The 23,249-nt window shown below is 66.8% G+C and carries 15 protein-coding genes and 3 rRNA genes; 9 read left to right on the top strand and 9 right to left on the bottom strand.

Translation table 11 applies throughout. The features are described from left to right. Window positions 1-22: 22 nt before the first annotated feature. The 4 genes from F9C11_RS18685 to F9C11_RS18670 all read left to right on the top strand — a co-directional run bounded on the left by F9C11_RS18685 (window position 23) and on the right by F9C11_RS18670 (window position 4,220). Window positions 23-1,078 (top strand): AAA family ATPase, encoded by a 1,056-nt coding sequence (locus F9C11_RS18685; RefSeq protein WP_409186149.1) that lies wholly within the window; start codon window positions 23-25, stop codon window positions 1,076-1,078. Between the two features lie 79 nt (window positions 1,079-1,157). Then, the gene (locus tag F9C11_RS18680; protein WP_409186148.1) at window positions 1,158-2,312 is read left to right on the top strand and encodes an exo-alpha-sialidase; all 1,155 of its coding nucleotides are present in this window, start codon (window positions 1,158-1,160) and stop codon (window positions 2,310-2,312) included. A gap of 29 nt (window positions 2,313-2,341) precedes the next feature. Continuing rightward, a complete protein-coding gene (locus F9C11_RS18675) occupies window positions 2,342-3,076 on the top strand; it encodes a thioesterase II family protein (RefSeq protein WP_409186147.1) in 735 nt (244 codons plus the stop codon). A gap of 664 nt (window positions 3,077-3,740) precedes the next feature. Then, complete coding sequence (locus tag F9C11_RS18670; protein WP_409186146.1) at window positions 3,741-4,220, top strand: nitroreductase family deazaflavin-dependent oxidoreductase; 480 nt, start codon at window positions 3,741-3,743, stop codon at window positions 4,218-4,220. A gap of 961 nt (window positions 4,221-5,181) precedes the next feature. On the opposite strand, the gene F9C11_RS18665 is transcribed toward F9C11_RS18670, so the two are convergent. From F9C11_RS18665 to F9C11_RS18655, 3 genes are read right to left on the bottom strand one after another with little or no spacing between them, the layout of a single operon-like run. Next, window positions 5,182-6,426, bottom strand: coding sequence for an RNA polymerase sigma factor (locus F9C11_RS18665; RefSeq protein ID WP_409186145.1), 1,245 nt, complete (start codon window positions 6,424-6,426; stop codon window positions 5,182-5,184). Beyond that, a complete protein-coding gene (locus tag F9C11_RS18660; protein WP_409186144.1) occupies window positions 6,426-6,809 on the bottom strand; it encodes a YciI family protein in 384 nt (127 codons plus the stop codon). The genes F9C11_RS18665 and F9C11_RS18660 overlap by 1 nt, the downstream gene beginning before the upstream one ends. A gap of 34 nt (window positions 6,810-6,843) precedes the next feature. After that, complete coding sequence (locus tag F9C11_RS18655) at window positions 6,844-7,890, bottom strand: TetR/AcrR family transcriptional regulator C-terminal domain-containing protein (RefSeq protein ID WP_409186143.1); 1,047 nt, start codon at window positions 7,888-7,890, stop codon at window positions 6,844-6,846. Window positions 7,891-7,934: 44 nt separating this feature from the next. Here F9C11_RS18655 and F9C11_RS18650 point away from each other — a divergent pair, with 44 nt between their 5' ends. Next, a complete protein-coding gene (locus F9C11_RS18650; protein ID WP_409186142.1) occupies window positions 7,935-9,533 on the top strand; it encodes an FAD-dependent monooxygenase in 1,599 nt (532 codons plus the stop codon). Window positions 9,534-10,349: 816 nt separating this feature from the next. Here F9C11_RS18650 and F9C11_RS18645 read toward each other — a convergent pair. Next, entirely contained in the window at window positions 10,350-10,970 is a 621-nt protein-coding gene (locus tag F9C11_RS18645; protein WP_409186141.1) for an L-threonylcarbamoyladenylate synthase, read from the bottom strand. A 106-nt stretch (window positions 10,971-11,076) separates the two neighbouring features. On the opposite strand from F9C11_RS18645, the gene F9C11_RS18640 reads away from it, so the two are divergent. The 3 genes from F9C11_RS18640 to F9C11_RS18630 all read left to right on the top strand — a co-directional run bounded on the left by F9C11_RS18640 (window position 11,077) and on the right by F9C11_RS18630 (window position 14,039). Beyond that, on the top strand, window positions 11,077-11,796 hold the full coding sequence (locus F9C11_RS18640; RefSeq protein ID WP_409186140.1) for an MgtC/SapB family protein: 720 nt from the start codon (window positions 11,077-11,079) through the stop codon (window positions 11,794-11,796). Window positions 11,797-11,914: 118 nt separating this feature from the next. After that, window positions 11,915-12,781: a DivIVA domain-containing protein gene (locus tag F9C11_RS18635; RefSeq protein WP_409186139.1), complete on the top strand. Its 867-nt coding sequence runs from the start codon at window positions 11,915-11,917 to the stop codon at window positions 12,779-12,781. A gap of 976 nt (window positions 12,782-13,757) precedes the next feature. Next, complete coding sequence (locus F9C11_RS18630) at window positions 13,758-14,039, top strand: metal-sensitive transcriptional regulator (RefSeq protein WP_009081418.1); 282 nt, start codon at window positions 13,758-13,760, stop codon at window positions 14,037-14,039. Window positions 14,040-14,285: 246 nt separating this feature from the next. Here F9C11_RS18630 and F9C11_RS18625 read toward each other — a convergent pair whose 3' ends face one another. Both F9C11_RS18625 and F9C11_RS18620 read right to left on the bottom strand, forming a co-directional pair. Next, window positions 14,286-16,517, bottom strand: a complete 2,232-nt coding sequence (locus F9C11_RS18625; protein WP_409186138.1) for a heavy metal translocating P-type ATPase — start codon at window positions 16,515-16,517, stop codon at window positions 14,286-14,288. Between the two features lie 11 nt (window positions 16,518-16,528). Next, entirely contained in the window at window positions 16,529-16,735 is a 207-nt protein-coding gene (locus F9C11_RS18620; protein ID WP_409186137.1) for a heavy-metal-associated domain-containing protein, read from the bottom strand. Between the two features lie 114 nt (window positions 16,736-16,849). Between F9C11_RS18620 and cobF the strand changes: the two genes are divergently transcribed. After that, window positions 16,850-17,611, top strand: a complete 762-nt coding sequence (cobF, locus tag F9C11_RS18615; RefSeq protein WP_409186136.1) for a precorrin-6A synthase (deacetylating) — start codon at window positions 16,850-16,852, stop codon at window positions 17,609-17,611. Between the two features lie 117 nt (window positions 17,612-17,728). Here the strand turns inward: cobF and rrf are convergent. The 3 genes from rrf to F9C11_RS18600 form a co-directional block, all read right to left on the bottom strand. After that, window positions 17,729-17,845: ribosomal RNA gene (gene rrf / locus F9C11_RS18610) — 5S ribosomal RNA — on the bottom strand. 82 nt (window positions 17,846-17,927) lie between these two features. Further along, window positions 17,928-21,046, bottom strand: a 23S ribosomal RNA gene (locus tag F9C11_RS18605). A 285-nt stretch (window positions 21,047-21,331) separates the two neighbouring features. Further along, window positions 21,332-22,851, bottom strand: a 16S ribosomal RNA gene (locus F9C11_RS18600). The 16S, 23S and 5S rRNA genes sit together here, the layout of an rRNA operon. Between the last annotated feature and the right edge of the window lie 398 nt (window positions 22,852-23,249).

Raw genomic sequence — 23,249 nt, 5'->3', positions numbered from 1 at the left:
TTCGGTTCAGGGAAAGGACACCATGCCGTTCATCACCGACAGGTACCACGACCAGAACCGGAACCGGCAGCCGGCCGCTCCGGCCGCCGCCCCGGCGTCGTCCGCTCCGGACACTCCGGACACTCCCGCCGCGCTCGCCGAACGCCTGCGCAGCCGGGTCCTCGGCCAGGACCCGGCCGTCGACGCCGTCGTCCGCGCCATCACCCTGGCCCGTGCTGGCGCGACGGAACCCGACCGTCCACCCGCGACAGTCCTGCTCCTCGGCCCCACCGGCGTAGGCAAAACCGAACTAGTGCGCCAAGTAGCCGCCGCGCTGCGCTCCGGCCCGGACGATCTGTGCCGGGTGGACATGAACTCCCTCGCCCAAGAACATTACGCGGCCTCGTTCAACGGCGCCCCGCCCGGATACGCGGGAAGCAAAGAAGCCTTCACCGTCTTCGACCGGTCCACTGTGGAGGGTGACCCGTACACTCCGGGAATCGTCCTCTTCGACGAGGTGGAAAAGGCGCACCCCACCGTTCTCCGCGCTCTCCTGGGCGTACTGGACAACGGAATGCTGCGCCTCGCGAACGGACAGGAGAAAATCTCCTTCCGCAACAGCTTCGTCTTCCTCACCTCGAACCTGGGCTCGAAGGAATTGGCCCGCCGCCGCGGTTCCCGCTGGCGCGCACTGCTGGACCGCAGCCGCACCCGTCGAGCAGTCGTCGACAAAGCCCTGCAGTCGTTCTTCGACCCGGAATTCCTGAACCGCATCGACGAAACCGTGATCTTCGACGAACTGGACCGCACCACCATCGAACAAGTCGCCCGCCTCGAAACCGACCTGCTGCGTGCGAGGCTCCGCCGCCGGGGCGTCGACCTCCAGGTAGAGGAATCCGCCGTCCGCCGGTTAGCCGAGCAGGGGTTCGACCCGGTCTACGGCGCCCGCGGCCTGCGCCGAACGCTGCGCACCCACCTGGCCGCCCCGGTAGCCGCCGAAATCATGCGAGTACGCCCGACCGGAACCGCCCCGCTGCGGATCACCGCGACCGCCACGTCCGGCGCCATCCGCGCGACCGCCACCGATCCGGAGTCTTGACGCCGCGCGACCGCCTCTCTAAGTTCTCCGGACATAGGACGTCGGACATCCCATGTCCGGAGCGAGAGGCGGTCCCCAGGTGCTCCCGAGAACAGTCACGCTCGCGCTCGCCGCAGCACTCTTGACTTTGGCCCCCGCCCCGGCCAGCGCCACCCCGAGCTGCACTTCTTCGACCCCGTTCGTCTCGGGCACCGAGGGCTACCACACCTTCCGCATCCCCGCGGTGGTCCGCGCGGCGAACGGCGCGCTGCTCGCCTTCGCCGAAGGCCGCCGAGATTCCCCAGGCGACTCCGGCGCGATCCAAACCGTCGCCAAAACCTCCCGCGACGGCGGCTGCACCTGGGGCGACCTGCGCGTCGTGGACAGCAACGGCGAAGCCACCGCCGGAAACCCGACCCCGGTAGTCGCGCGCAACGGCGACCTGGTGCTGCTGACTGTCCACAACGGACCCGTCAGCGAGAAAGCCATCATGTCCGGCACCGTGTCCCCGCAAGACACCCGGCGGGTTTTCGTCCAGCGCAGCACCGACAACGGCCGCACCTGGACCCCGTCGAGAGACATCACCGCCGCGACGAAACTCCCGTCCTGGCGCTGGTACGCCACCGCCCCCGGCCACGCGACCCTCCTCAAACACGGCCGCTACGCCGGGCGAATCGTCGTGCCCGCCAACCATTCCAGCGCCCCTCCCGCGGGTTCGCCGGACGTCGGAACCGAAGCCAAGTACTACGGCGGCCACGCTCTCTACAGCGACGACAACGGCCGCACCTGGCACCTCGGCTTCACCGACGACCCCACCGACGGCGTCCTCGCCCCGAACGAAACCACCGCCACCGAACTGCCGGACGGCACCGTCTATTTCTCCAGCCGCAACCAGGGCTCCGCCCCGGAACACAGGCTGGACGCGTACAGCACCGACGGCGGCCGCACCCTGACCCGCCCGTATCAAGTGCAGCCAACCCTGTCCGGCCCGAAAGTAGAAGGCAGCGTCCTGCAAACAACCGACCGTCGCGTACTCCTCTATTCCGGCCCGTCCGACCCAGCCGTGCGCCGCACAATGCAATTGAGGACGAGCGCGGACCGTGGCAAAACCTGGCAACCGTCCACCGTCGTCGCCGATGCCCCCGCTGGCTACTCCGATCTGGTACAACCGGACCGCTTCACCGTCGGCGTCCTCTACGAAACCGGCGTCACCAGCGCGTACGAGAAGATCGAATTCCGCCGCTTGCCCCTTTGATGTCGGTCGTGCCCGGTAAAATCGCCCGCATGACGGACCTGTGGCTTCGCCGCTTCCATCCCGCCGACGACGCCCCCGCCCGTTTGGTGTGCCTGCCGCACGCAGGCGGCGCAGCCCCGTTCTTCCACCCGCTGTCGAAGTCGCTGTCCCCCGCGGTCGACGTCCTGGCGGTCCAGTACCCCGGGCGGCAGGACCGCATGGCCGAACCCGCCCTGCGAACCATCGAAGAACTGGCGGACGGTGTCACGCAGGCCCTTCTGCCGTGGCTGGACCTGCCGATGGTGCTGTTCGGCCACAGCATGGGCGCGACGCTGGCGTACGAGGTAGGCCTGCGCCTGGAATCGAGAGGCACCCCCGCGGAAGCAGTGGTCGTCTCCGGCCGCCGAGCCCCGTCCCGCCTGGTCAACGAACAAGTCCACCTCCAAGACGACGACGGTTTGCTGGCCGAAATCGAAGGCCTGGCCGGCACCGACCCGAAGGTGCTGCGAGACCCGGAACTGCGAGAACTGTTCTTGCCGGCCCTGCGCGCGGACTACACGGCCATCGAGACGTACCACCCGAGCGCGGGCCCGATCGCCGCGCCCATCCACGCGCACACCGGAGACGCCGACCCGCACGCCCCCGTGGCCGACGTACAAGCCTGGTCGAGGCACACCACCGGCGACTTCACCCTGACCACCTACCCAGGAGGCCACTTCTACCTGGTAGACCACGCAGCGGCCCTCACGGACGCACTCCTGAAACTGACGACGAGCGGGTTCTAGCTTCTCTCCCCGGCTGGGCCATCCCGCTCCGCTTGCCCACCCGCGGCTTGCTTCCGCCCGGCTGACCGTCGGGCCCTGCCTGCGCCCCGGAGGTGTCGGCCGGACTGCGGACATTCCGCCCCCTGGCCTGACATGCCATCGGTCGCTCGATCCTTGGCCGCCGGACCGCTGCCTCCAGCGCCCGATCAGCACCTTCAGAATCTGCGCGGCGAAGGACGCCCGCCCCGATCCGCCCCGCGGACAACAGCCGATACCCCGCCGCCACCTGCTCCTGGCACTCCCCCTTCAAGCCCGCCCGATTGCCGCCCCGCCTCGCCGTCCTCCCAAGCCGCCACTCCGCCGACCCGCCCTTCGTCCCGCCGATTCCCCCTTGCTTCCCCGACTTCTCTTCGCCTCCCCGCCGGACTCCCCCTCACTCCCCGAACCCCCTTCGCCCCCGACTCCCTTTGCCTCCCGACTCCCGTCCGCCTCCCCACCGACTCCCTTTCGCCCCCCCGACTCCCCTGCGCCTCCCCGCCGGGCTCCCAATCGCCTCCCGACTCCTCTTCACCCCCCGACTCCCCTTCACCCCCCGACTCCCCTTCGCCCCCGACTCCCCTTTGCTTCCCCGGCTCCTCGTCGCCTCCTCACCGACTCCCCTTCGCTTCCCCGTAGGCTGCCGCCCATGGAACTGCGCAGGATGTTCGCCGGTCTGGGCCGCAGCAAGGCATTCGCCGCGTTCGGCCAAGCGATGATGCCCGCCGACCGCCTGCTCCTCCGCATCACCGGCGGCCGCCTGGGGGTAGGCGCGGCAGTCGGCCTGCGCACCCTCCTGCTCACCACGATCGGCCGCACCACCGGCGAACCCCGCCAGGTCCCACTGCTGTACGTCGAACGCTCCGGCGGTTATGTAGTGATCGGCTCCAACTGGGGCGGCGAAAACCACCCCGCCTGGACCGCGAACCTCCTGTCCCACCCCGACGCCACAGTCTCCGTCCACGGCCGCACCGTGCCAGTCCGAGGCCGCCTCCTGAAAGACGCCGAACGACAGGAAATGTGGGACGCCGTCGCCTCCTACTGGCCCGCCTACGACCGCTACGCCGAACGAGCCGCCCACCGCGAAATCCGGGTATTCCTCCTGGAACGCGCAACCCCCACCCCCTGATCGGACCTGTCTTCCCTGCCTAGGTCTCCCCAGATCGGCCCGGGCTCCCCTGCTAAGCCGCATTCCTGCCCTACGCGCCAACTGCCGACCAGCCCCCTCGCGACCCGCCCAGGCCAGCGCTCTTTGTCCGCAAGATTCGCCCGATCCAGCGCACCTTCCCGGCAAGATCCGCCCGGGCCAACTCCCGTCCCCGACAACCTTCGCGCAGCCAGATCCCCTACTCAGCCACTCGCGCCCGACCAACTCCTCTTCTCGGCAAGGTCCCGTCCAGTTCTCCGCCGGGTCCCGTCCAACCGATGGGTCCACGTCGGGACGGTCCGCCGAGCAGCCCAGTGACTCCGGCCCCGCCGCCCCGCCGTTCCCGCTGAGCTGGCCACCTCAGCCACCGCTCGTCCGACGCTCCTCCCGTCCACTGACCAGACACCTCACCCGCTCGCTCACCCACAATCCGCCCGCCCGCCAAACTGACCGCCGCGACCGCCCGCTCATCTGACAGTCCACCCACTGACCGACCAGACACCCCAGCCACTCACCCCACGATCCACCCGCCCGCCGAACCGACCACCTCGGCCACCCGCTCATCTGACAGTCCACCCACTGACCGACCAGACACCTCGGCCACTCACCTCACGATCCACCCGCCCGCCGAACCGACCACCTCGGCCACCCGCTCATCTGGCGGTCCACCCACGCATCGACCAGGCACCTCGCCTGCTCGCTCGCCCCACGATCCAGCCGCTCGCCGAGCTGATCGCGTCAGGCCCGTCCGCATGAGGGTCCACCCGCCTCACCGGCCAGGCACTGCACCCGCCCGCTCGCCTCACGATCGACCGGCTCACCCAGCTGACCGCGTCAGCCGCCCGCTCACCCGACCGACCACCGGCCCACCGGCAAGCACCCTCACCCGCGCCCGCTCACCTCATGAGCCACCCGCCCGCCAGCGAGGCACCCGCACCCGCGCTTACCCTCCGCGCGAAAGGAACTTCGCCGCCTTCGCCTGGAGATACCGCCGTTCCGGCATGCTGTTCGTCCGTTTCGCCGCGCGCAGGTAGTGCTCGTGCGCGCCCGCGGTGTCGCCGGCGAGTTCGAGCAGATGCGCGCGGACCGCGTCGAGGCGGTGGCCCTGTTTCAGGCGCGCGTCGTCTTCGAGGGTGGCCAGCAGCGCCAGCGCTTTCTCCGGACCGTGCACCATCGCGACCGCGATCGCCCGGTTGAGCGTCGTCACCGGACCGGGCGCGAGTCGTTCGAGCAGGCCGTACAACTCCAGGATCTGCGCCCAGTCCGTGGAATCGGTTCCCGCCGCCTGGTCGTGCAGTGCCGCGATGGCAGCTTGCACCTGGTACGGCCCCACCGGGCCCTGGCCCAGTACCCGGTTCACCAGCTCCAAGCCCTCGACGATCAAGGGCACTGTCCACTGTCGACGGTCCTGTTCGGCGAGCGGCGTCAACGCTCCGTCAGGCCCGGTGCGCGCCGGCCGTCGCGCGTCGGTGAGCAGCATGAGCGCGAGCAGTCCCGCGACTTCGCCGTCGTCCGGAAGCAACGCATGAACGGCGCGGGTCAGCCGGATCGCTTCCTCGGACAGTTCGACCCGATGCAGATCCTCGCCCGAAGTCGCCGTGTATCCCTCGTTGAAAATCAAGTACAGGACATGCAAGACGACCTGCAGCCGAGCCGGCCAATCCTCGGCGGATGGCGGAGTAAAGGTGGAACCAGCCGCCGCGACGCTTTCCTTCGCCCGCGTGATCCGCCGCGCCATGGTGCCTTCCGGCACGAGGAACGCCCGCGCGATCTCGGCCGTCGTCAACCCGCCGACCGCACGGAGCGTCAGCGCGACCTGCGAACTGGGCGTCACTGCCGGATGGCAGCACAGGAACAGCAACGTCAGCGTGTCGTCCTGTTCCGGCGGCTGTTCGTCCTCCGGCCCGGGCACGACCGCCGTCAGCGCGACGTCTTGCACCGCAACGGTTTCCTCACGCCGCCGCCGAGCGCTCTCGCTGCGCCAAAGGTCGGTCAGCCGCCGCGTGGCGACCGTGAGCAACCACGCGCGCGGGTTGTCCGGCACCTCGCCCGCCGACCACTGCTCGACCGCCGCGACCAGCGCCTCCTGCACCGCGTCCTCGCACGCCTCGAACTGCCCGTACCGCCGCACGAGCGTCCCGAGCACCTGCGGCACGAGCGGCCGGAGCAGCTCGCCGACGTCCGCCATCAGCCGAAGTCGGACTGTGTTTCCGCGTCAGCGAAGAACACGACCGGCCGCACCTCGATGCCGAGCCCGTCGATCCCCGCGTCGGGAATCATCGCGGCGACCTCCAGCGCCCGCTCCCGGCTCTCGCACTCGACCAGGTAAAACCCGGCGAGGAACTCCTTCGACTCCGCGAACGGGCCGTCGGTGACCGCAGGCACCCCGCCGCGCACCCGCACGACAGCGCTGTCCTCCGGTCCGCCGAGCGCCTGCGTGTTGACCAACTCGCCGGACGCGCGGATCTTGGCGATGAAGTCCGCGTGCCCGTCCATCACCTCCTGGCGGGTCTCCTCGCTCAGCCCCTCCCATATCTCGGGGTTCATGTGCATCGTCAGCAGGAACTTCACGTCGTCCTCCGCGCAGCCGGTCCAGGCGACCAACCTAGCGGAGCCGCGCGGCGATGCCGTCCAGCAGACATTCGAAGCCGAGCCGGAACTGCGCGTCCTCGGCCGCCGCTTCGCCCACCTTCCGCGCATCCGCGGCAGCGTCCGACTCCTGGTCCAAGACCGCCTGGCCCGTCCCCGCCGTCTGGCCTGCCCCAGGCACCCGACCTGCCCCGGCCGTCCGACCCGAGCCAACCGCCCGCCCAGAACCGGCCGTCCGACCAGAGCCCGCACCCTCGCGATCCGCCTCAGCCACCCGCCCAGTCCCGGCCGCGTCCGCACCCGGCCGAGCGCCCGGCTCACCGGCATCAGCCACCCGCTCGGAGCCCTCCGCCTCGGCGCCCGATCCGGCACCGTCCGCACTGGCCTCGCCGCTCTCGCCGTCCGCGTCGTGCCGCTCGGCCAGGAAGCTCTCCAGCACCCGCACGAGCAGCGGATACGGCCCGTCCTCCGCCGCGGCTCCGCCGAACCAGGCGCGCGCCTGCCGCTGCACGTCCACCACGTCGACGAACGCGTTGCGCTGCCACATCGCCCGCTCTTCCGCCCACTGCAGCGCCTGACCGATGACGTAGCCGTCGAGCAACCGGGCGTACCCAAGCGCCGACGCGAGGTCCTGCCCCAGCCGGTCGAACGTCGCCAGCACGAACTCGGTCCGCCTGCTCGCGTTCGGCCCCGCCGGAGGCCGCTGGTGCACGAGCCGCGCATACCACGGATGCCGCTTCGTCATCGCCCACGTGTCCAGCGCGACGGCCGTCAGCTCGCCCCGCCAGTCCTCGCCCGGGACTTCCGGAGTGCGCACCTCGCTGTTCGCCAGGTCGAGCATCAGGTCCACCAGACCGTCTTTGCTGTGCACGTAGCGGTACAGCGACATCGGAGTGGACGCGCCCAGCTCCTTCGCCACTGCCCGCATCGTAAGCGCCTCCGCGCCGCCGTGGTCGGCCAGGCGCACGGCCGCGTTGACGATGTCGACTCGTCCGAGGCCCCATCCGCGCTCCGGCGGCTCAGGCAACAGCCAAATCGGCGGTGTCGGCCCTTGATCTCCCATTCATCTCCCTGTCTCCAGCCCGCTTGCGTACATAGTACATCCTCATGTACAACGTACACAAGATGTACAACGTACACGACCCTGGGGGTTACGAGATGACTGCACGAATTCCTGTTCTGATCTGCGGCGGAGGGCTCGCCGGACTCACCGCGGCACTGCTGCTGCACCGCGAGGGAGTAGCGCCGGTGCTGGTGGAGAAGCACGCCGGCACGTCCCCGCAGCCGAAAGCGCGCCGGTTCAATCCGCGCAGCACCGAGGTGTTCCGCCTGCTCGGCCTCATGGACGAGGTCGAACGAGCCAGCGCACCGCTCGCGTCGTTCACCGGAATGCTCACCGGCACGACGCTGGCCGACGCGACCTGGCCGGAGGTCACCGGCGCCTTGCGCGAACGACTCGTCCAGCACGCGAAAATGCCGGACCTCAGCCCGGCGCCCAGCGTGCTGTGCCCGCAAGACGTGCTGGAACCGGTACTGCGGCAGGCCGCTGTCGAACGCGGAGTGTCCGTCCGATTCGGCACCGAGCTGGTGTCGTTCGAGCAGGACGACGCCGGAATCACGGCCGAGTTGCGCCCGGCCGACGGCGAGCCATACCAGGTCAGCGCCGAATATCTGATCGCGGCGGACGGCGCGCGCAGTCCGATCCGCACCGCGCTCGGCATTTCGCGCAGCGGACGCGGACACCTGGCGGACAACCTCGACGTGTGCTTCCGCGCCGACCTCGCCGAACTCGTCCGCGACAAGCCGTTCAACCTGTGCCGCGTCGAAAACCCGGCCGCTTCCGGCGCGTTCGTGTCGGTCAACGGCACCGACCGGTGGCTCTTCTCCACGTCCGACTTCCCTGGTTCGGATTCTCTGGACGAGGACGGCTGGCGCGAACTGCTGCGCACCGTCGTCGGCGTGCCGGACCTCGAGGTCGAGGTGCTCAGCAGGATGCACTGGGAGTCGGGGATGTACGTGGCCGACCGGTTCTCCTCCGGCCGGGTCTTCCTGGCCGGCGACGCCGCGCACGCGATGCCGCCGATGGCTGCCGCGGGCGCGAATACCGCGATCGCGGACGTAGCCAACCTCGCCTGGAAACTCGCCGCGGTGCTGGCCGGCACGGCGGCGCCCGCCCTCCTCGACACCTACCACGCCGAGCGGTACCCGATCGGGTACGCGACAGCGGAGTTCTCCAGCATGGCCAGCGGCCATCTCGGCACCATGATCGCCACGATCACCAGCGACGACGCACCGCGCGTCGACCCGCTCGCCGCGTTGTTCGGGGTGCAATACGAACAGGGGGCGTTCGTCCCGGACGGACGCGGTCCCGCACCCGAGGGCCAGTACGCCCCGGCCGGTCGTCCAGGCACCCGAGTGCCGCATGCCTGGCTCGACGCCACGACGTCCACAGTGGACTTGGCAGGACCTGGCCTCGCCTTGCTCTGCGGACCGGACCACGCCCGCTGGACCGCCGAAGCCGACCGGCTGGGCCTCCGCCTCGTGGCCGTCGAGGACGAAGCGTGGCTGGCCGAGACAGAACTGCCTGCCGACGGCGCGCTGCTGCTCCGGCCGGACGCCATCGTCGGCTGGCATTCGACGTCGGACGTGCCGCTTGCCGACGCCCTGTCCCGCCTGCTCAGCACCCCCGTGGAGGCAACCGTGTGATCTCTTCGACAGTGCTCGGGTTCGCCCGCCCCGCGCGCTGAATTACCCCACAGTCAGCGACAAGAGAGGAGCTTCGATCGAACACACCTGACAAGCGCGGACCCGCGGTGCCAGTACTTGCCAGCCCGCTTCGGCACCGACTGGTTGAGATCCGCAGCTGTCCGTTCTGTTCAGGCCTAGCCGCACTACCGTGCCAGCCCGCACCTGCCGCGGCTCGTGCCTGAAGAAGACTGCAGCTGCCGACGCCAGGGACAGTGAGGACCGCTGTGGCCCGCGCCGACAGGAATGTGGAGAGCCCGGCCGGTTATCGCCGGATGCGCTGGAGGGCGACCAGCTGTGCTTCGAACGGCGGACGCGCCGCCGGATCGCGTCAGTCGCAGCTGACGGTGCTCGGCGTCAAGACCTCGAGAAGCATGCGCGGCCTGGCACCGGGACGAGGAGACCCGCCAGCGGCCCGCACGGCCGCATGCAGGCGAGATGTCGGCCGACCAGCCGCTGCCATCACGTCGCGGGACCCGCGTAACCGTGCGCTCGTATCCGCAGCAGGTCGGGGCTGGGATCGTCCGCCACGCGACGTGCACTGGCAGCCTCGCCCGAGCAGCCGAGCCGGGAAGTGGCCGGTTCAAGCCGCTGGCGTCAGCCCAGATCGGCAGCTGCCGTGGTAGAGAACCGCCGTGTCAAGAAGCCGTCATGAGGAGCCGTCGAGACAAGCAAACCGCGTCAACAGCCGTCGCGCCCAGCGACCCGAAGCCACTGCCCGCATCAGGATCGGATCACCAGCCCCTCAGGAGGAGACAACACCGATGACGACCCCGCTCACTCGAACCGGGACGGGTCTCCCGCCCCATGCCGCACGACCTCCGCCTCTCCGGAGGAGAAGTCGATCACCGTGGTGGGTTCCACGCCGCAGTCGCCGGAGTCGATGACGGCGTCCAGCACGTGGTCGAGTTCTTCCTTGATCTCCCAGCCCTGGGTGAGGGGCTCGCCGGAGTCGGGTAGCAGCAGCGTGCTCGACAGGATCGGCTCGCCCAGTTCGCCGAGCAGTTCCTGGGTCACCACGTGGTCGGGGATCCGCACGCCGACGGTCTTCTTCTTGGCGTGCAGCAGCCGCCGCGGGACTTCCTTCGTCGCCGGGAGGATGAACGTGTACGGGCCGGGGGTGCTGGCCTTGACGGCGCGGAACACCGCGTTGTCGATGTGCACGAACTGGCCGAGCTGGGCGAAGTCCTGGCAGACGAGCGTGAAGTGATGCCGGTGGTCGAGCTTGCGGATGGTGCGGATCCGCTCCATCCCCTGCTGGTTGCCGATGCGGCAGCCGAGCGCGAAGCAGGAGTCGGTCGGGTAGGCGATCAGCCCGTCGTCGCGCAGCAGGTCGACCACCTGGGAGAGCGCGCGGCGCTGCGGGTTCTGCGGGTGCACGTCGAAGTAGCGGGCCATTGCCCGAGCTTAGGCGTGCGCGCCGGGCCAGGCGCGCGGGCTCTCCGGGGGCGGGGCGCAGTGCTCTTCAGGGGCGAGGCACAGTGGCGGGCGAGGAGGTACGTCCGTGCATGCTCTCTGGTCCACCGGCGAACAGTGGGAACTGCTGCCGCCGGTTCTGCTCGCCCTGCTGCTGAGCACGGTGATCGGCATCGAGCGCGAGGTCGGCAACAAGCAGGCCGGCCTGCGCACGCACACGCTGGTCGGCGTCGGGTCGGCGGTCTTCATGCTGGTGTCGAAATACGGTTTCGCCGATTTGCTCGGCATCGAACACGTGGCGCTCGACCCGTCGCGGATCGCCGCGCAGATCGTGTCCGGCATCGGGTTCGTCGGCGGCGGGCTGATCTTCGTGCGCCGCGACGCGGTGCGCGGCCTCACGACCGCGGCGACCGTCTGGCTCGCCGCGGCCGTCGGCGTCGCGTGTGGTGCCGGGCTGCCGGTGCTGGCCGTCGCGACCACTGCCGGGCTCGTGGTGATCACACGCGGATTTCCGCCGATTTCCCGGTTCGTCGCGCGGCATCGGCGGCAGCCGCCGATCCTCCGGTTGAGTTATGCCGACGGACACGGCGTACTGCGTGCCGTGCTCGCCACGTGCACCGATCGAGGCTGGGCCGTCCACCGGGTGGCGGTGGACCGCGAGACAGTTTCCGAAGAGGGGCAACGGATCGCGGTCGTCACGTTGCTGTTGCAGGGGCGCGGCGATCTTCCCGAACTCACCGCGGAATTGGCCGAATTGCCCGGCGTGCGAAGCACTGCGACGGGCGCCGAAGACCCGCTCGAAGATTGACCCGCCCCGGGTTCACACGGAGCGCCGGACTTCAGGCACACTGGAGGCAGTGCGGAAACCCCGGCGCGGCAAGAAAAACGAGCGCCGAGGAGAAACCATCCAAATGGGAGGTGAGAGCATGGCCCCCGGCGGTGGCGAGGACCTGATGGCCGTCCGGCCGTCCTTCGACTTGGCTTGGCGCGGCTATCAGCGCGGTCAGGTCGAAGAATTCGTCACATGGGTCGAGGCGGAATTCCAGCGCCTCGCTGCGGAACGCGACGCCGCGGCACACCAAGCGGCCGAACTCGTCGAGCGCAATCGAGAACTGCGCGCGACGATCGACCGGATCAGCCGCACCCCCATAGCGCCGGACGCCTTGCAGGAACGCTCCCGCCGGATGGTCGAGCTGACGCGAGAGGAAGCCGCGGAGATCACCGCCCGCGCAGAGGACACTGCCGCGCGGATCATCGCGGACGCCAAGGCAGAAGCCGTCCGCCTCACCGAAAAGGAACGCGCGCTCGTCGAAGCCGTCGCTGCGGATCGCGAGCAACAGCGGAGAGAACACGAAGATCTGCTGCGCCGCGCAGTCGAGGAACGCAAGGCCGCGGACGAAGCGGCGGCGAAGGAACGCCGGCGGCTCGAAGAACACCTCACGCGCACGCTGGCCGACCGCCGCATCGACGCACTCCGCGAAATCGCCGACCGCACCGCCGCCGCCCGCGCCGAGGCCGACGCGCGCGTCCGCCAAGCCACCGACCACGCCACCCGCATCGTCGCCGACGCCGAACAGCGGGTCGCCGAACTCACCGCCGTCCAGCAACGAGTGAAAGCCGCGCTGCGCGGTGCCCGCGAACTACTGGCGACCGCGAACGCCGATCTCGCGCCGGACGGCACGCCTGTGCCGAACCAACGTCGGACCTCCGCGCTCACCGAAGTCGCCGAGGCCGTACCCACCGGCGGAACACCCGCGTCCATCGAAGTCGCCGAGGCCGCGCCCACCGGCTGAGCACCCGCGCCCCATCGAAGTCACCGAGCCCACGCCCACCGGCTGAGCACCCGCGCCCCATCGAAGTCACCGAGCCCACGCCCACCGGCGGAACACCCGCGTCCATGGAAGTCGCCGAGGCCGCGCCCACCGGCTGAACGCCCGCGCCCCATCGAAGTCACCCAGCCCACGCCATCGGCGGAACACCCGCGCCCATGGAAGTCGCCGAAGCCGCGCCCACCGGCTGAGCACCCATGCCCATCGAAGTCACCGAAGCCGCACCCACCGGGGGAACATCCACGCCCATCGAAGTCCCAGAGGTTGCGCCCGCTGGCTGAGCACCCGTGCCCATCGAAGTCACCGAGGCCGCGCCCACCGGCGGAACATCCACGCCCATCGAAGGCGTCGAAGCCGCACCCGCGGCTGAGCACCCGTGCTGGACCCGCCGTCAGGCCATCCGGCGGCGGCCAGCGCGAACATCGGACCCATGCCGCCGCACGTGTGTGCCTGGCGTTCACCTAGGCCGCCCCATTGAGTGAAGGTTCGTCCCGGACCCGCTGCCGAGGTTTTCGGCGGCGGGCCACCGCGACCGCCGGGCCAGCGGCTCCGCACATTCATGCCTGACATCCATCGAGGCAGCTGCACCGATGGAAGATCCGTCCTGGGCCTGCTGCCGGGACGTTCGGCTGCGGGCCACCGTCAGCATCGAACCAACGCCGCAGCGCGCACGCCTGACGCTCGCGGAGGCAGCTCCACGGGCAGAACAGCTGCCCCGCACGCGCACGCCTGAGGCTCACCGAAGCAGCCTCTGCCGATTGCACATCGCGGGACCCGCCGCAGGGACGATCGGCGACTGATCACCAGCGTCAAACCAGCGACGCCACCGTCCGACGTCACTGAGGTCACCGCCACCGGTTGAACGTCGGATCCGGATACGCCGGGTGGGTATACTCGGTGGTGAAACCGACGGGGATGCCGACAAAAGGGACGATGTGCGATGACCGGCTACGGCAGTGAACGAGAGGCCTACCTCAAGCGCCTTCGCCGGATCGAGGGGCAGATTCGCGGGCTGCAGCGCATGGTCGAGGAGGACAAGTACTGCATCGACATCCTGACCCAGGTGTCCGCGGCGACGAAGGCGTTGCAGTCCTTCTCGCTGGAACTGCTCGACGAGCACCTCGCGACCTGCGTCGTCCAGGCGGCTGCCGCGGGCGGGGAGGAAGCGGATCTGAAGGTGCGCGAGGCCTCCGACGCGATCGCCCGGCTGGTGCGGTCCTGAGACTTTCCAGTTTGCAGCGTGAGTCCCGGCAGGTGCAGGAGAGCGCCGACGGGGGCTCCGGCTCGTTCAGACGGCGAGAACCCCATTTCCGTTAAGGCCAAGAACTCCTCGGACAGCGCGTTCCCAGCACTGCCGAGCCAGGCCAGAAGTTACTGCCGCGCATCGGCCAGGCGGTCAGCGCTCCCCAGAACCCCGCCCGCGAAAAACGGGCCAGCAGCCGAAGCCACTGGCCCGTTCTCAGCTGGATCACGCTGCCCGGAACCGTCGCAGTCTCAGGCTGTTCGACACCACGAACACCGACGAAAACGCCATCGCCGCGCCTGCGATCATGGGGTTGAGCAGGCCGAACGCTGCCAGCGGCAGTGCCGCGACGTTGTAGGCGAACGCCCAGAACAGGTTGCCCTTGATCGTGCCGAGCGTGCGCCGGGCCAGGCGGATCGCGTCTACTGCGGCTCGCAGGTCGCCTCGGACCAGGGTCAGGTCTCCGGCTTCGATCGCTGCGTCCGTTCCGGTTCCCATGGCCAGGCCGAGGTCGGCTTGGGCGAGTGCGGCCGCGTCGTTGACGCCGTCTCCGACCATGGCCACCACTCGGCCTTCGTTTTGCAGGCGTTTAACCACGGCCACCTTTTCCTCGGGCAGCACCTCGGCCACTACCTCGGTGATGCCCGCGGCGTCGGCGATCGCTCGCGCCGCGCCTGCGTTGTCGCCGGTCAGCAGCACCGGCTTCAGGCCCAATGCGCGCAGTTCGGCGACCGCTTGCGCGGACGTCGGCTTGATCGTGTCCGCGACCACCAGCACGCCCCGCGCGACGCCGTCCCAGGCGACGAAGACCGCTGTCGCGCCGCGTTCTTCTGCCTCCTTCTTCGCCGACGAGAGCTGGTCGTCGATCTTGACGCTCCAGTCGGCCAGGAACGCTGCCCGGCCGGCGAGTACTGCCGCGCCCTCTACGAGGCCGGACACGCCGAGCCCCTCGGTGTTCCGGAACTCCGTCGCGGACGGGAGGTCACCGACGCGCTCGCGAGCACCCTCCGCGATCGCTTTCGCGATCGGGTGTTCTGAAGCGTGCTCGACCGCTCCCGCGTAGCGCAGGAGTTCGCGCTCCGTGACGCCTTCCCCGACGTGGACGTCCACCAAGCTCATTCGCCCGGTCGTGACGGTCCCGGTCTTGTCGAGCACCACGGTGTCGACCCGGCGAGTGGACTCGAGCACCTCCGGCCCCTTGATCAGGATCCCCAGCTGCGCACCGCGACCAGTGCCGACCAGCAGCGCGGTCGGGGTCGCGAGCCCCAGCGCGCACGGGCAGGCGATGATCAGCACCGCGACCGCCGCGGTGAACGCCTCGGTGACGTTTCCGCTGGTCAACAGCCAGGTGATCAACGTGCCCAGAGCCAGCACCAGCACGATCGGCACGAAGATCGCCGAGACGCGGTCGGCCAGTCGCTGCACCGCGGCCTTGCCGTTTTGCGCTTCCTCGACGAGCCGCGCCATCTGCGCGAGCTGCGTGTCCGCGCCGACTCGCGTCGCGCGCACTGCGATCCGGCCGCCGACGTTCACCGTCGCGCCCGTCACGCCGTCACCCACCGCGACCTCGACCGGTACGGATTCCCCCGTGATCATGCTGACGTCGACCGCCGAGCCACCGTCGGTGACCACGCCGTCCGTGGCGATCTTCTCGCCGGGCCGCACCACGAACGTGTCTCCGACCCGGAGCTGGTCGACCGGGATTCGCTGCTCGCGACCGTCGCGCAGGACCGTCACGTCCTTCGCGCCGAGCTCGAGCAGGGCCCGCAGCGCGGCACCGGAGCGGCGCTTGGACCTGGCCTCGAAGTAGCGGCCGGCGAGGATGAACGTGGTGACGCCTGCCGCGACCTCGAGGTAGATGTTGTCGGTCCCCGATCCCCCGGACACGCTGAACTCGAAGCCGTGCCGCAGGCCCGCCATCCCCGCCATGCCGAAGAACAGCGCGTACAGCGACCACAGCGTGGCGGCCGAGACGCCGAGCGAGATCAGCGTGTCCATCGTCGCCGCGCCGTGCCGGAGGTTGGTCCACGCGGCGCGGTGGAACGGCCACGCACCCCAGACCACGACCGGTGCGGCGAGCGTAAGCGACAGCCACTGCCAGTTCGTGAACTGCAGCGCGGGGACCATCGCCAGCACGATCACCGGAACCGTGAGGATCGCCGAGTACAGGAGCCGGTCGCGCAGCGGCCGCGTCTCGTCCTGCTCGGGTTCTTCCGGCTTCTCCGGCTGCGGTGCTTGCGCGGTGTAGCCCGTCGCTTCGACAACGCCCACCAGGTCGTCGACCGAAACGGTGGAGGGGTATTCGACGTGCGCCTTCTCGGTCGCGTAGTTGACGCTCGCGGTGACGCCTTCGACCTTGTTGAGCTTCCGTTCGACCCGAGCAGCGCACGACGCGCAGGTCATCCCGCCAATGGCGAGTTCGACTGACTGCACGGGGGCTGGTGTCGTGGTGCTCATGTCACTCCTTCTTACGCGACGACCTGGTAGCCGGCCTCAGCGACGGCGGCCTCGACGGCCTCGCGCGAGATCGGCTCCGCACTGGTGACCTTCACTGCGCCGGTGGCGAGGTCGACGTCGACGGTCTGCACGCCCGACAGGCCGCCTACCTCCTCTTTCACCGAGCTGACGCAGTGCCCGCACGTCATGCCCTCGACGGTGTAAGTCGCTTCAGTCATCGCCACACTCCCTATCGTGCTCTCCGCTGATGCCTCCTTTATACCCCTAGGGGGTAGCGGCATGCCAGGGGACCCTGTCGTGAGCCCGGTTACCCGCCGGGAGAGACTGCACGGATGCGGAAGATCTACGCGATCGGGATCGGCGCCGGCGACCCGGAACACCTGACCGTGCAGGCAGTCGACCGGCTCAATCGCGTCGACGTGTTCTTCGTGCTCGACAAGGGCAGCGCGAAGGCCGATCTGGTGCAGCTGCGCCAGGAGATCCTCGAGCGGTTCGTGACCCGGCCGGGGTATCGCGTGGTGAGCGCGAAGGACCCGGACCGCGACCGGACGCCGTCCGACTACCGCACCGCGGTCGCCGACTGGCACCAGCTCCGCACCGACGTCTACGAGCGGCTGATCCGCGACGAGCTGGCCGACGGCGAGACCGGCGCGTTTCTCGTCTGGGGCGATCCGGCGCTGTACGACAGCACTATCGCGTTGATCGAGGCCGTGCTGGCGCGCGGGAACGTGGCGTTCGACTACGAGGTCGTGCCGGGGATCAGCAGCATCTCCGCACTGGTGGCCCGGCATCGCACGACGATGAACCAGATCGGCCGCGCCGTGCAGCTCACGACGGGCCGCCGGTTGGCGCAGGGCTGGCCGAGTGACGCCGACGACGTCTTCGTGCTGCTCGACGCGCACACGACATTCGATCAGTACACGGGTCGGGGCTTGTGGATTTATTGGGGCGCGTACGTCGGGACGCCGGACGAGATTTTGCTGTCCGGGCCGCTGGACGACGCGTTGGCGGCCAAGATCCGGGAGACGCGGGCCGCGGCTCGGGAGCGGCACGGGTGGATCATGGACACGTATTTGCTGCGCCGGCCGGAGTGAGTCCGCGGCGGGCCGGTTCTGCGGCTCGCCGTTTTTTGGGCATGAAAAAAAGGGCGGGGCTCCGGGAAAACCTTTTCAGGTTCTCGACCGGGGCCCCGCCCCTTTTCTTCACGTTAAGTTCGGCGGTGTCCTACTCTCCCACAACCCTTCGGTTGCAGTACCATCGGCGCAGTCAGGCTTAGCTTCCGGGTTCGGAATGGGACCGGGCGTTTCCCTGACGCTAAAACCACCGAAACACTCCGAAACAACACACACCCCCCACATGGTGGGGCTGGTGTGGTGTTTCAGAACCGTAGAGTGGATGCGCAACATCTTCGTGGGCAAGTCCTCGGCCTATTAGTACCAGTCAACTCGACAACACATTACTGTGCTTCCATTTCTGGCCTATCAACCCAATCGTCTCTTGGGGGCCTTAACCCACAAAGGGGTGGGATACCTCATCTTGGAACAGGCTTCCCGCTTAGATGCCTTCAGCGGTTATCCCTTCCGAACATAGCCAACCAGCCATGCCACTGGCGTGACAACTGGCACACCAGAGGTCCGTCCGTCCCGGTCCTCTCGTACTAGGGACAGCCTTCCTCAAGTATCCTGCGCGCGCGGCGGATAGGGACCGAACTGTCTCACGACGTTCTAAACCCAGCTCGCGTGCCGCTTTAATGGGCGAACAGCCCAACCCTTGGGACCTACTCCGGCCCCAGGATGCGACGAGCCGACATCGAGGTGCCAAACCATGCCGTCGATATGGACTCTTGGGCAAGATCAGCCTGTTATCCCCGGGGTACCTTTTATCCGTTGAGCGACACCCCTTCCACCAGGAGGTGCCGGATCACTAGTCCCGACTTTCGTCCCTGCTCGACATGTCTGTCTCACAGTCAAGCTCCCTTGTGCACTTGCACTCGACACCTGATTGCCAACCAGGCTGAGGGAACCTTTGGGCGCCTCCGTTACCCTTTAGGAGGCAACCGCCCCAGTTAAACTACCCATCAGGCACTGTCCCTGAACCAGATCATGGTCCGAGGTTCAGATTCCCAATCCGACCAGAGTGGTATTTCAACAACGACTCCACAATGACTAGCGTCACCGCTTCACAGTCTCCCACCTATCCTACACAAGCCGAACCGAAAACCAATACCAAACTATAGTAAAGGTCCCGGGGTCTTTCCGTCCTGCCGCGCGTAACGAGCATCTTTACTCGTAATGCAATTTCGCCGGGCCTGTGGTCGAGACAGCCGGAAAGTCGTTACGCCATTCGTGCAGGTCGGAACTTACCCGACAAGGAATTTCGCTACCTTAGGATGGTTATAGTTACCACCGCCGTTTACTGGCGCTTAAATTCTCAGCTTCACCCCTCGAAAGGAGTTAACCGGTCCTCTTAACGTTCCAGCACCGGGCAGGCGTCAGTCCATATACATCGTCTTGCGACTTCGCATGGACCTGTGTTTTTAGTAAACAGTCGCTTTCCGCTGGTCTCTGCGGCCAACCACCCCTCCGTCCGCACGGGACTTCAAGGTGTTTGGCCCCCCTTCTCCCGAAGTTACGGGGGCATTTTGCCGAGTTCCTTAACCACAGTTCACCCGATCGCCTTGGTATTCTCTACCTGACCACCTGTGTTGGTTTGGGGTACGGGCCGTGCATGCACTCACTAGAGGCTTTTCTCGACAGCATAGGATCACCCACTTCGCCTCAAACGGCTACGCATCACGTCTCAGCCTATATGCCATGCGGATTTGCCTACATGACGGCCTACACGCTTACACCAGGACAACCATCGCCTGGCGGAGCTACCTTCCTGCGTCACCCCATCGCTTGACTACTACGGAATCAGGTCCCACGCTCCACACACCCGATCCGCCCGAAGGCTTCACGAGTGGCTTCGGGTGGTTAGTGTCAACCGCCTCGCCATGGGCGCACATGCTCGGGTACGGGAATATCAACCCGTTGTCCATCGACTACGCCTGTCGGCCTCGCCTTAGGTCCCGACTTACCCTGGGCGGATTAGCCTGGCCCAGGAACCCTTGGTCATCCGGCGGCAGAGTTTCTCACTCTGCATTCGCTACTCATGCCTGCATTCTCACTCCCGCACCCTCCACGACTCGCTTCCGCGGCCGCTTCCCTGGATGCAGGACGCTCCCCTACCCATCCACACCACTGCACAAGAGCCCGAAAGCTCTCGCGGATGTATTGTGTGAATGACACAGCTTCGGCGGTGTGCTTAAGCCCCGCTACATTGTCGGCGCAGGACCACTTGACCAGTGAGCTATTACGCACTCTTTCAAGGGTGGCTGCTTCTAAGCCAACCTCCTGGTTGTCTGGGCAATCCCACATCCTTTCCCACTGAGCACACACTTAGGGGCCTTAGCTGGTGTTCTGGGCTGTTTCCCTCTCGACGACGAAGCTTATCCCCCGCCGTCTCACTGCCGCGCTCTCACTAACCGGTATTCGGAGTTTGGTTGATTTCGGTAACCCGGTAAGGCCCCTAGACCATCCAGTAGCTCTACCCCCGGCAAGAAACACGCGACGCTGCACCTAAATGCATTTCGGGGAGAACCAGCTATCACGGAGTTTGATTGGCCTTTCACCCCTACCCACAGCTCATCCCCTCAGTTTTCAACCTAAGTGGGTTCGGGCCTCCACGACGTCTTACCGTCGCTTCACCCTGGCCATGGGTAGATCACTCCGCTTCGGGTCTAGACCACGCGACTGTATCGCCCTATTCAGACTCGCTTTCGCTACGGCTACCCCACCCGGGTTAACCTCGCCACGCAGCACTAACTCGCAGGCTCATTCTTCAAAAGGCACGCCATCACCCGAAGGCTCTGACGGCTTGTAGGCACACGGTTTCAGGTACTCTTTCACTCCCCTCCCGGGGTACTTTTCATCTTTCCCTCACGGTACTCGTCCGCTATCGGTCTCCAGGAAGTATTTAGGCTTACCGGGTGGTCCCGGCAGATTCACAGCAAATTCCACGAGCTCGCTGCTACTCGGGAACACCACCAAGACCTACGACGACAGCTTTCGCGTACGGGGCTCTCACCCGCTCCGGCCGCCCGTCCCAAGGCGTTCCGCTAACCATCGCGTACATCCGGAGAAATGTCAGTCTCTCCAAGGTGGGTCCCACAACACCGCCTGCACAACGCCTGACAGCTTGACATGCAAACGGTTTAGCCTCTTCCGCTTTCGCTCGCCACTACTCACGGAATCACTTTTGTTTTCTCTTCCTGCGGGTACTGAGATGTTTCACTTCCCCGCGTTCCCTCCACACCGGCTATATATTCACCGGCGGGTAACACCACATCACTGGTGCTGGGTTTCCCCATTCGGAAATCCTCGGATCACAGCTCGGTTGACAGCTCCCCGAGGCATATCGCAGCCTCCCACGTCCTTCATCGGCTCCTGAAGCCAAGACATCCACCATGTGCCCTTAACAACTTGACCACAAAGATGCTCGCATCCACTCTACAGTTCTCAAACACCACACCAGAAACAACGTGTGTTGCCTCAGGACCCAACAGCGCGCCAGCAAACAAGAACCCGCCCGGATCCGCGGCCGCCGTTCCACGCGCAGCCGAAGCCACGCAGTACTGAGTCGGCGGCATCACCACCGCGAGAACCCATAACCAGTAGTTCCACAATTCCTTGAGCAACCGTCGCAGAGATGCATTCGACCTCTAAGCGACGGCCACTCCCAGCACGATGACTGGGATGTGTTGTGCTCCTTAGAAAGGAGGTGATCCAGCCGCACCTTCCGGTACGGCTACCTTGTTACGACTTCGTCCCAATCGCCAGTCCCACCTTCGACCACTCCCTCCCTTGCGGGTTGGGCCATGGGCTTCGGGTGTTACCGACTTTCATGACGTGACGGGCGGTGTGTACAAGGCCCGGGAACGTATTCACCGCAGCGTTGCTGATCTGCGATTACTAGCGACTCCGACTTCACGCAGTCGAGTTGCAGACTGCGATCCGAACTGAGACCGGCTTTAAGGGATTCGCTCCACCTCGCGGTATCGCAGCCCTCTGTACCAGCCATTGTAGCATGTGTGAAGCCCTGGACATAAGGGGCATGATGACTTGACGTCATCCCCACCTTCCTCCGAGTTGACCCCGGCAGTCTCCCACGAGTCCCCGCCATGACGCGCTGGCAACGTAGGATAAGGGTTGCGCTCGTTGCGGGACTTAACCCAACATCTCACGACACGAGCTGACGACAGCCATGCACCACCTGTACACCAACCACAAGGGAAGCCCCATCTCTGGGGATGTCTGGCGCATGTCAAGCCCAGGTAAGGTTCTTCGCGTTGCATCGAATTAATCCACATGCTCCGCCGCTTGTGCGGGCCCCCGTCAATTCCTTTGAGTTTTAGCCTTGCGGCCGTACTCCCCAGGCGGGGCGCTTAATGCGTTAGCTACGGCACGGACAACGTGGAATGTCGCCCACACCTAGCGCCCAACGTTTACAGCGTGGACTACCAGGGTATCTAATCCTGTTCGCTCCCCACGCTTTCGCTCCTCAGCGTCAGTATCGGCCCAGAGACCCGCCTTCGCCACCGGTGTTCCTCCTGATATCTGCGCATTTCACCGCTACACCAGGAATTCCAGTCTCCCCTGCCGAACTCAAGTCTGCCCGTATCGACCGCACGCTCCACGTTAAGCGTGGAGATTTCACGGCCGACGCGACAAACCGCCTACGAGCTCTTTACGCCCAATAATTCCGGACAACGCTCGCACCCTACGTATTACCGCGGCTGCTGGCACGTAGTTAGCCGGTGCTTCTTATCCAGGTACCGTCACTCTCGCTTCGTCCCTGGCGAAAGAGGTTTACAACCCGAAGGCCGTCATCCCTCACGCGGCGTCGCTGCATCAGGCTTGCGCCCATTGTGCAATATTCCCCACTGCTGCCTCCCGTAGGAGTCTGGGCCGTGTCTCAGTCCCAGTGTGGCCGGTCACCCTCTCAGGCCGGCTACCCGTCGTCGCCTTGGTAGGCCATTACCCCACCAACAAGCTGATAGGCCGCGGGTTCATCCCATACCGCCGGAACTTTCCACCACCACAGATGCCTGCAGTGGTCGTATCCGGTATTAGACCCAGTTTCCCAGGCTTATCCCAGAGTACAGGGCAGATTACCCACGTGTTACTCACCCGTTCGCCACTCATCCCCGGCCGAAACCGGTTCAGCGTTCGACTTGCATGTGTTAAGCACGCCGCCAGCGTTCGTCCTGAGCCAGGATCAAACTCTCCAACAATGAACAGTTCGATCGAGACTACTCTCAATCATATTCTCAAAGGAAACCCCGACGAGGGGGTTTCATATTAAGCTCTACTGGCTTAGTTCACTAGCACACTGTTGAGTTCTCAAGCAACACACCCCGCATCACACCCACCCCACAAGGGCGAGCCTGACCGAAGCGGTCATTCCTAGCAGTTTGTGGTGGGACACCCACTCAATCACCCTAGAGGCGAGAGCTTGGTTCGTGTCCCGGCGGCCGCCCGGTCTCCCTGGCGACGAAGAGAAGATTACACGTCCCGAAACGGCCCGAAACAGGGGGGTCCCTTAATCCGATCTTCGCAGGTCAACCGGCCGAATGGGCCCACTCCGACCGATCCGGCGGGCAGAGCGGCCGGGAGTCGGGGAACGGCGGGC

Source organism: Amycolatopsis sp. VS8301801F10 (assembly GCF_046195355.1).
In the GTDB taxonomy this organism is placed as follows: Bacteria; Actinomycetota; Actinomycetes; order Mycobacteriales; family Pseudonocardiaceae; genus Amycolatopsis.
Note: the sequence above shows the minus strand (reverse complement) of the source record. Positions and strands in the feature narration are given on the sequence as shown.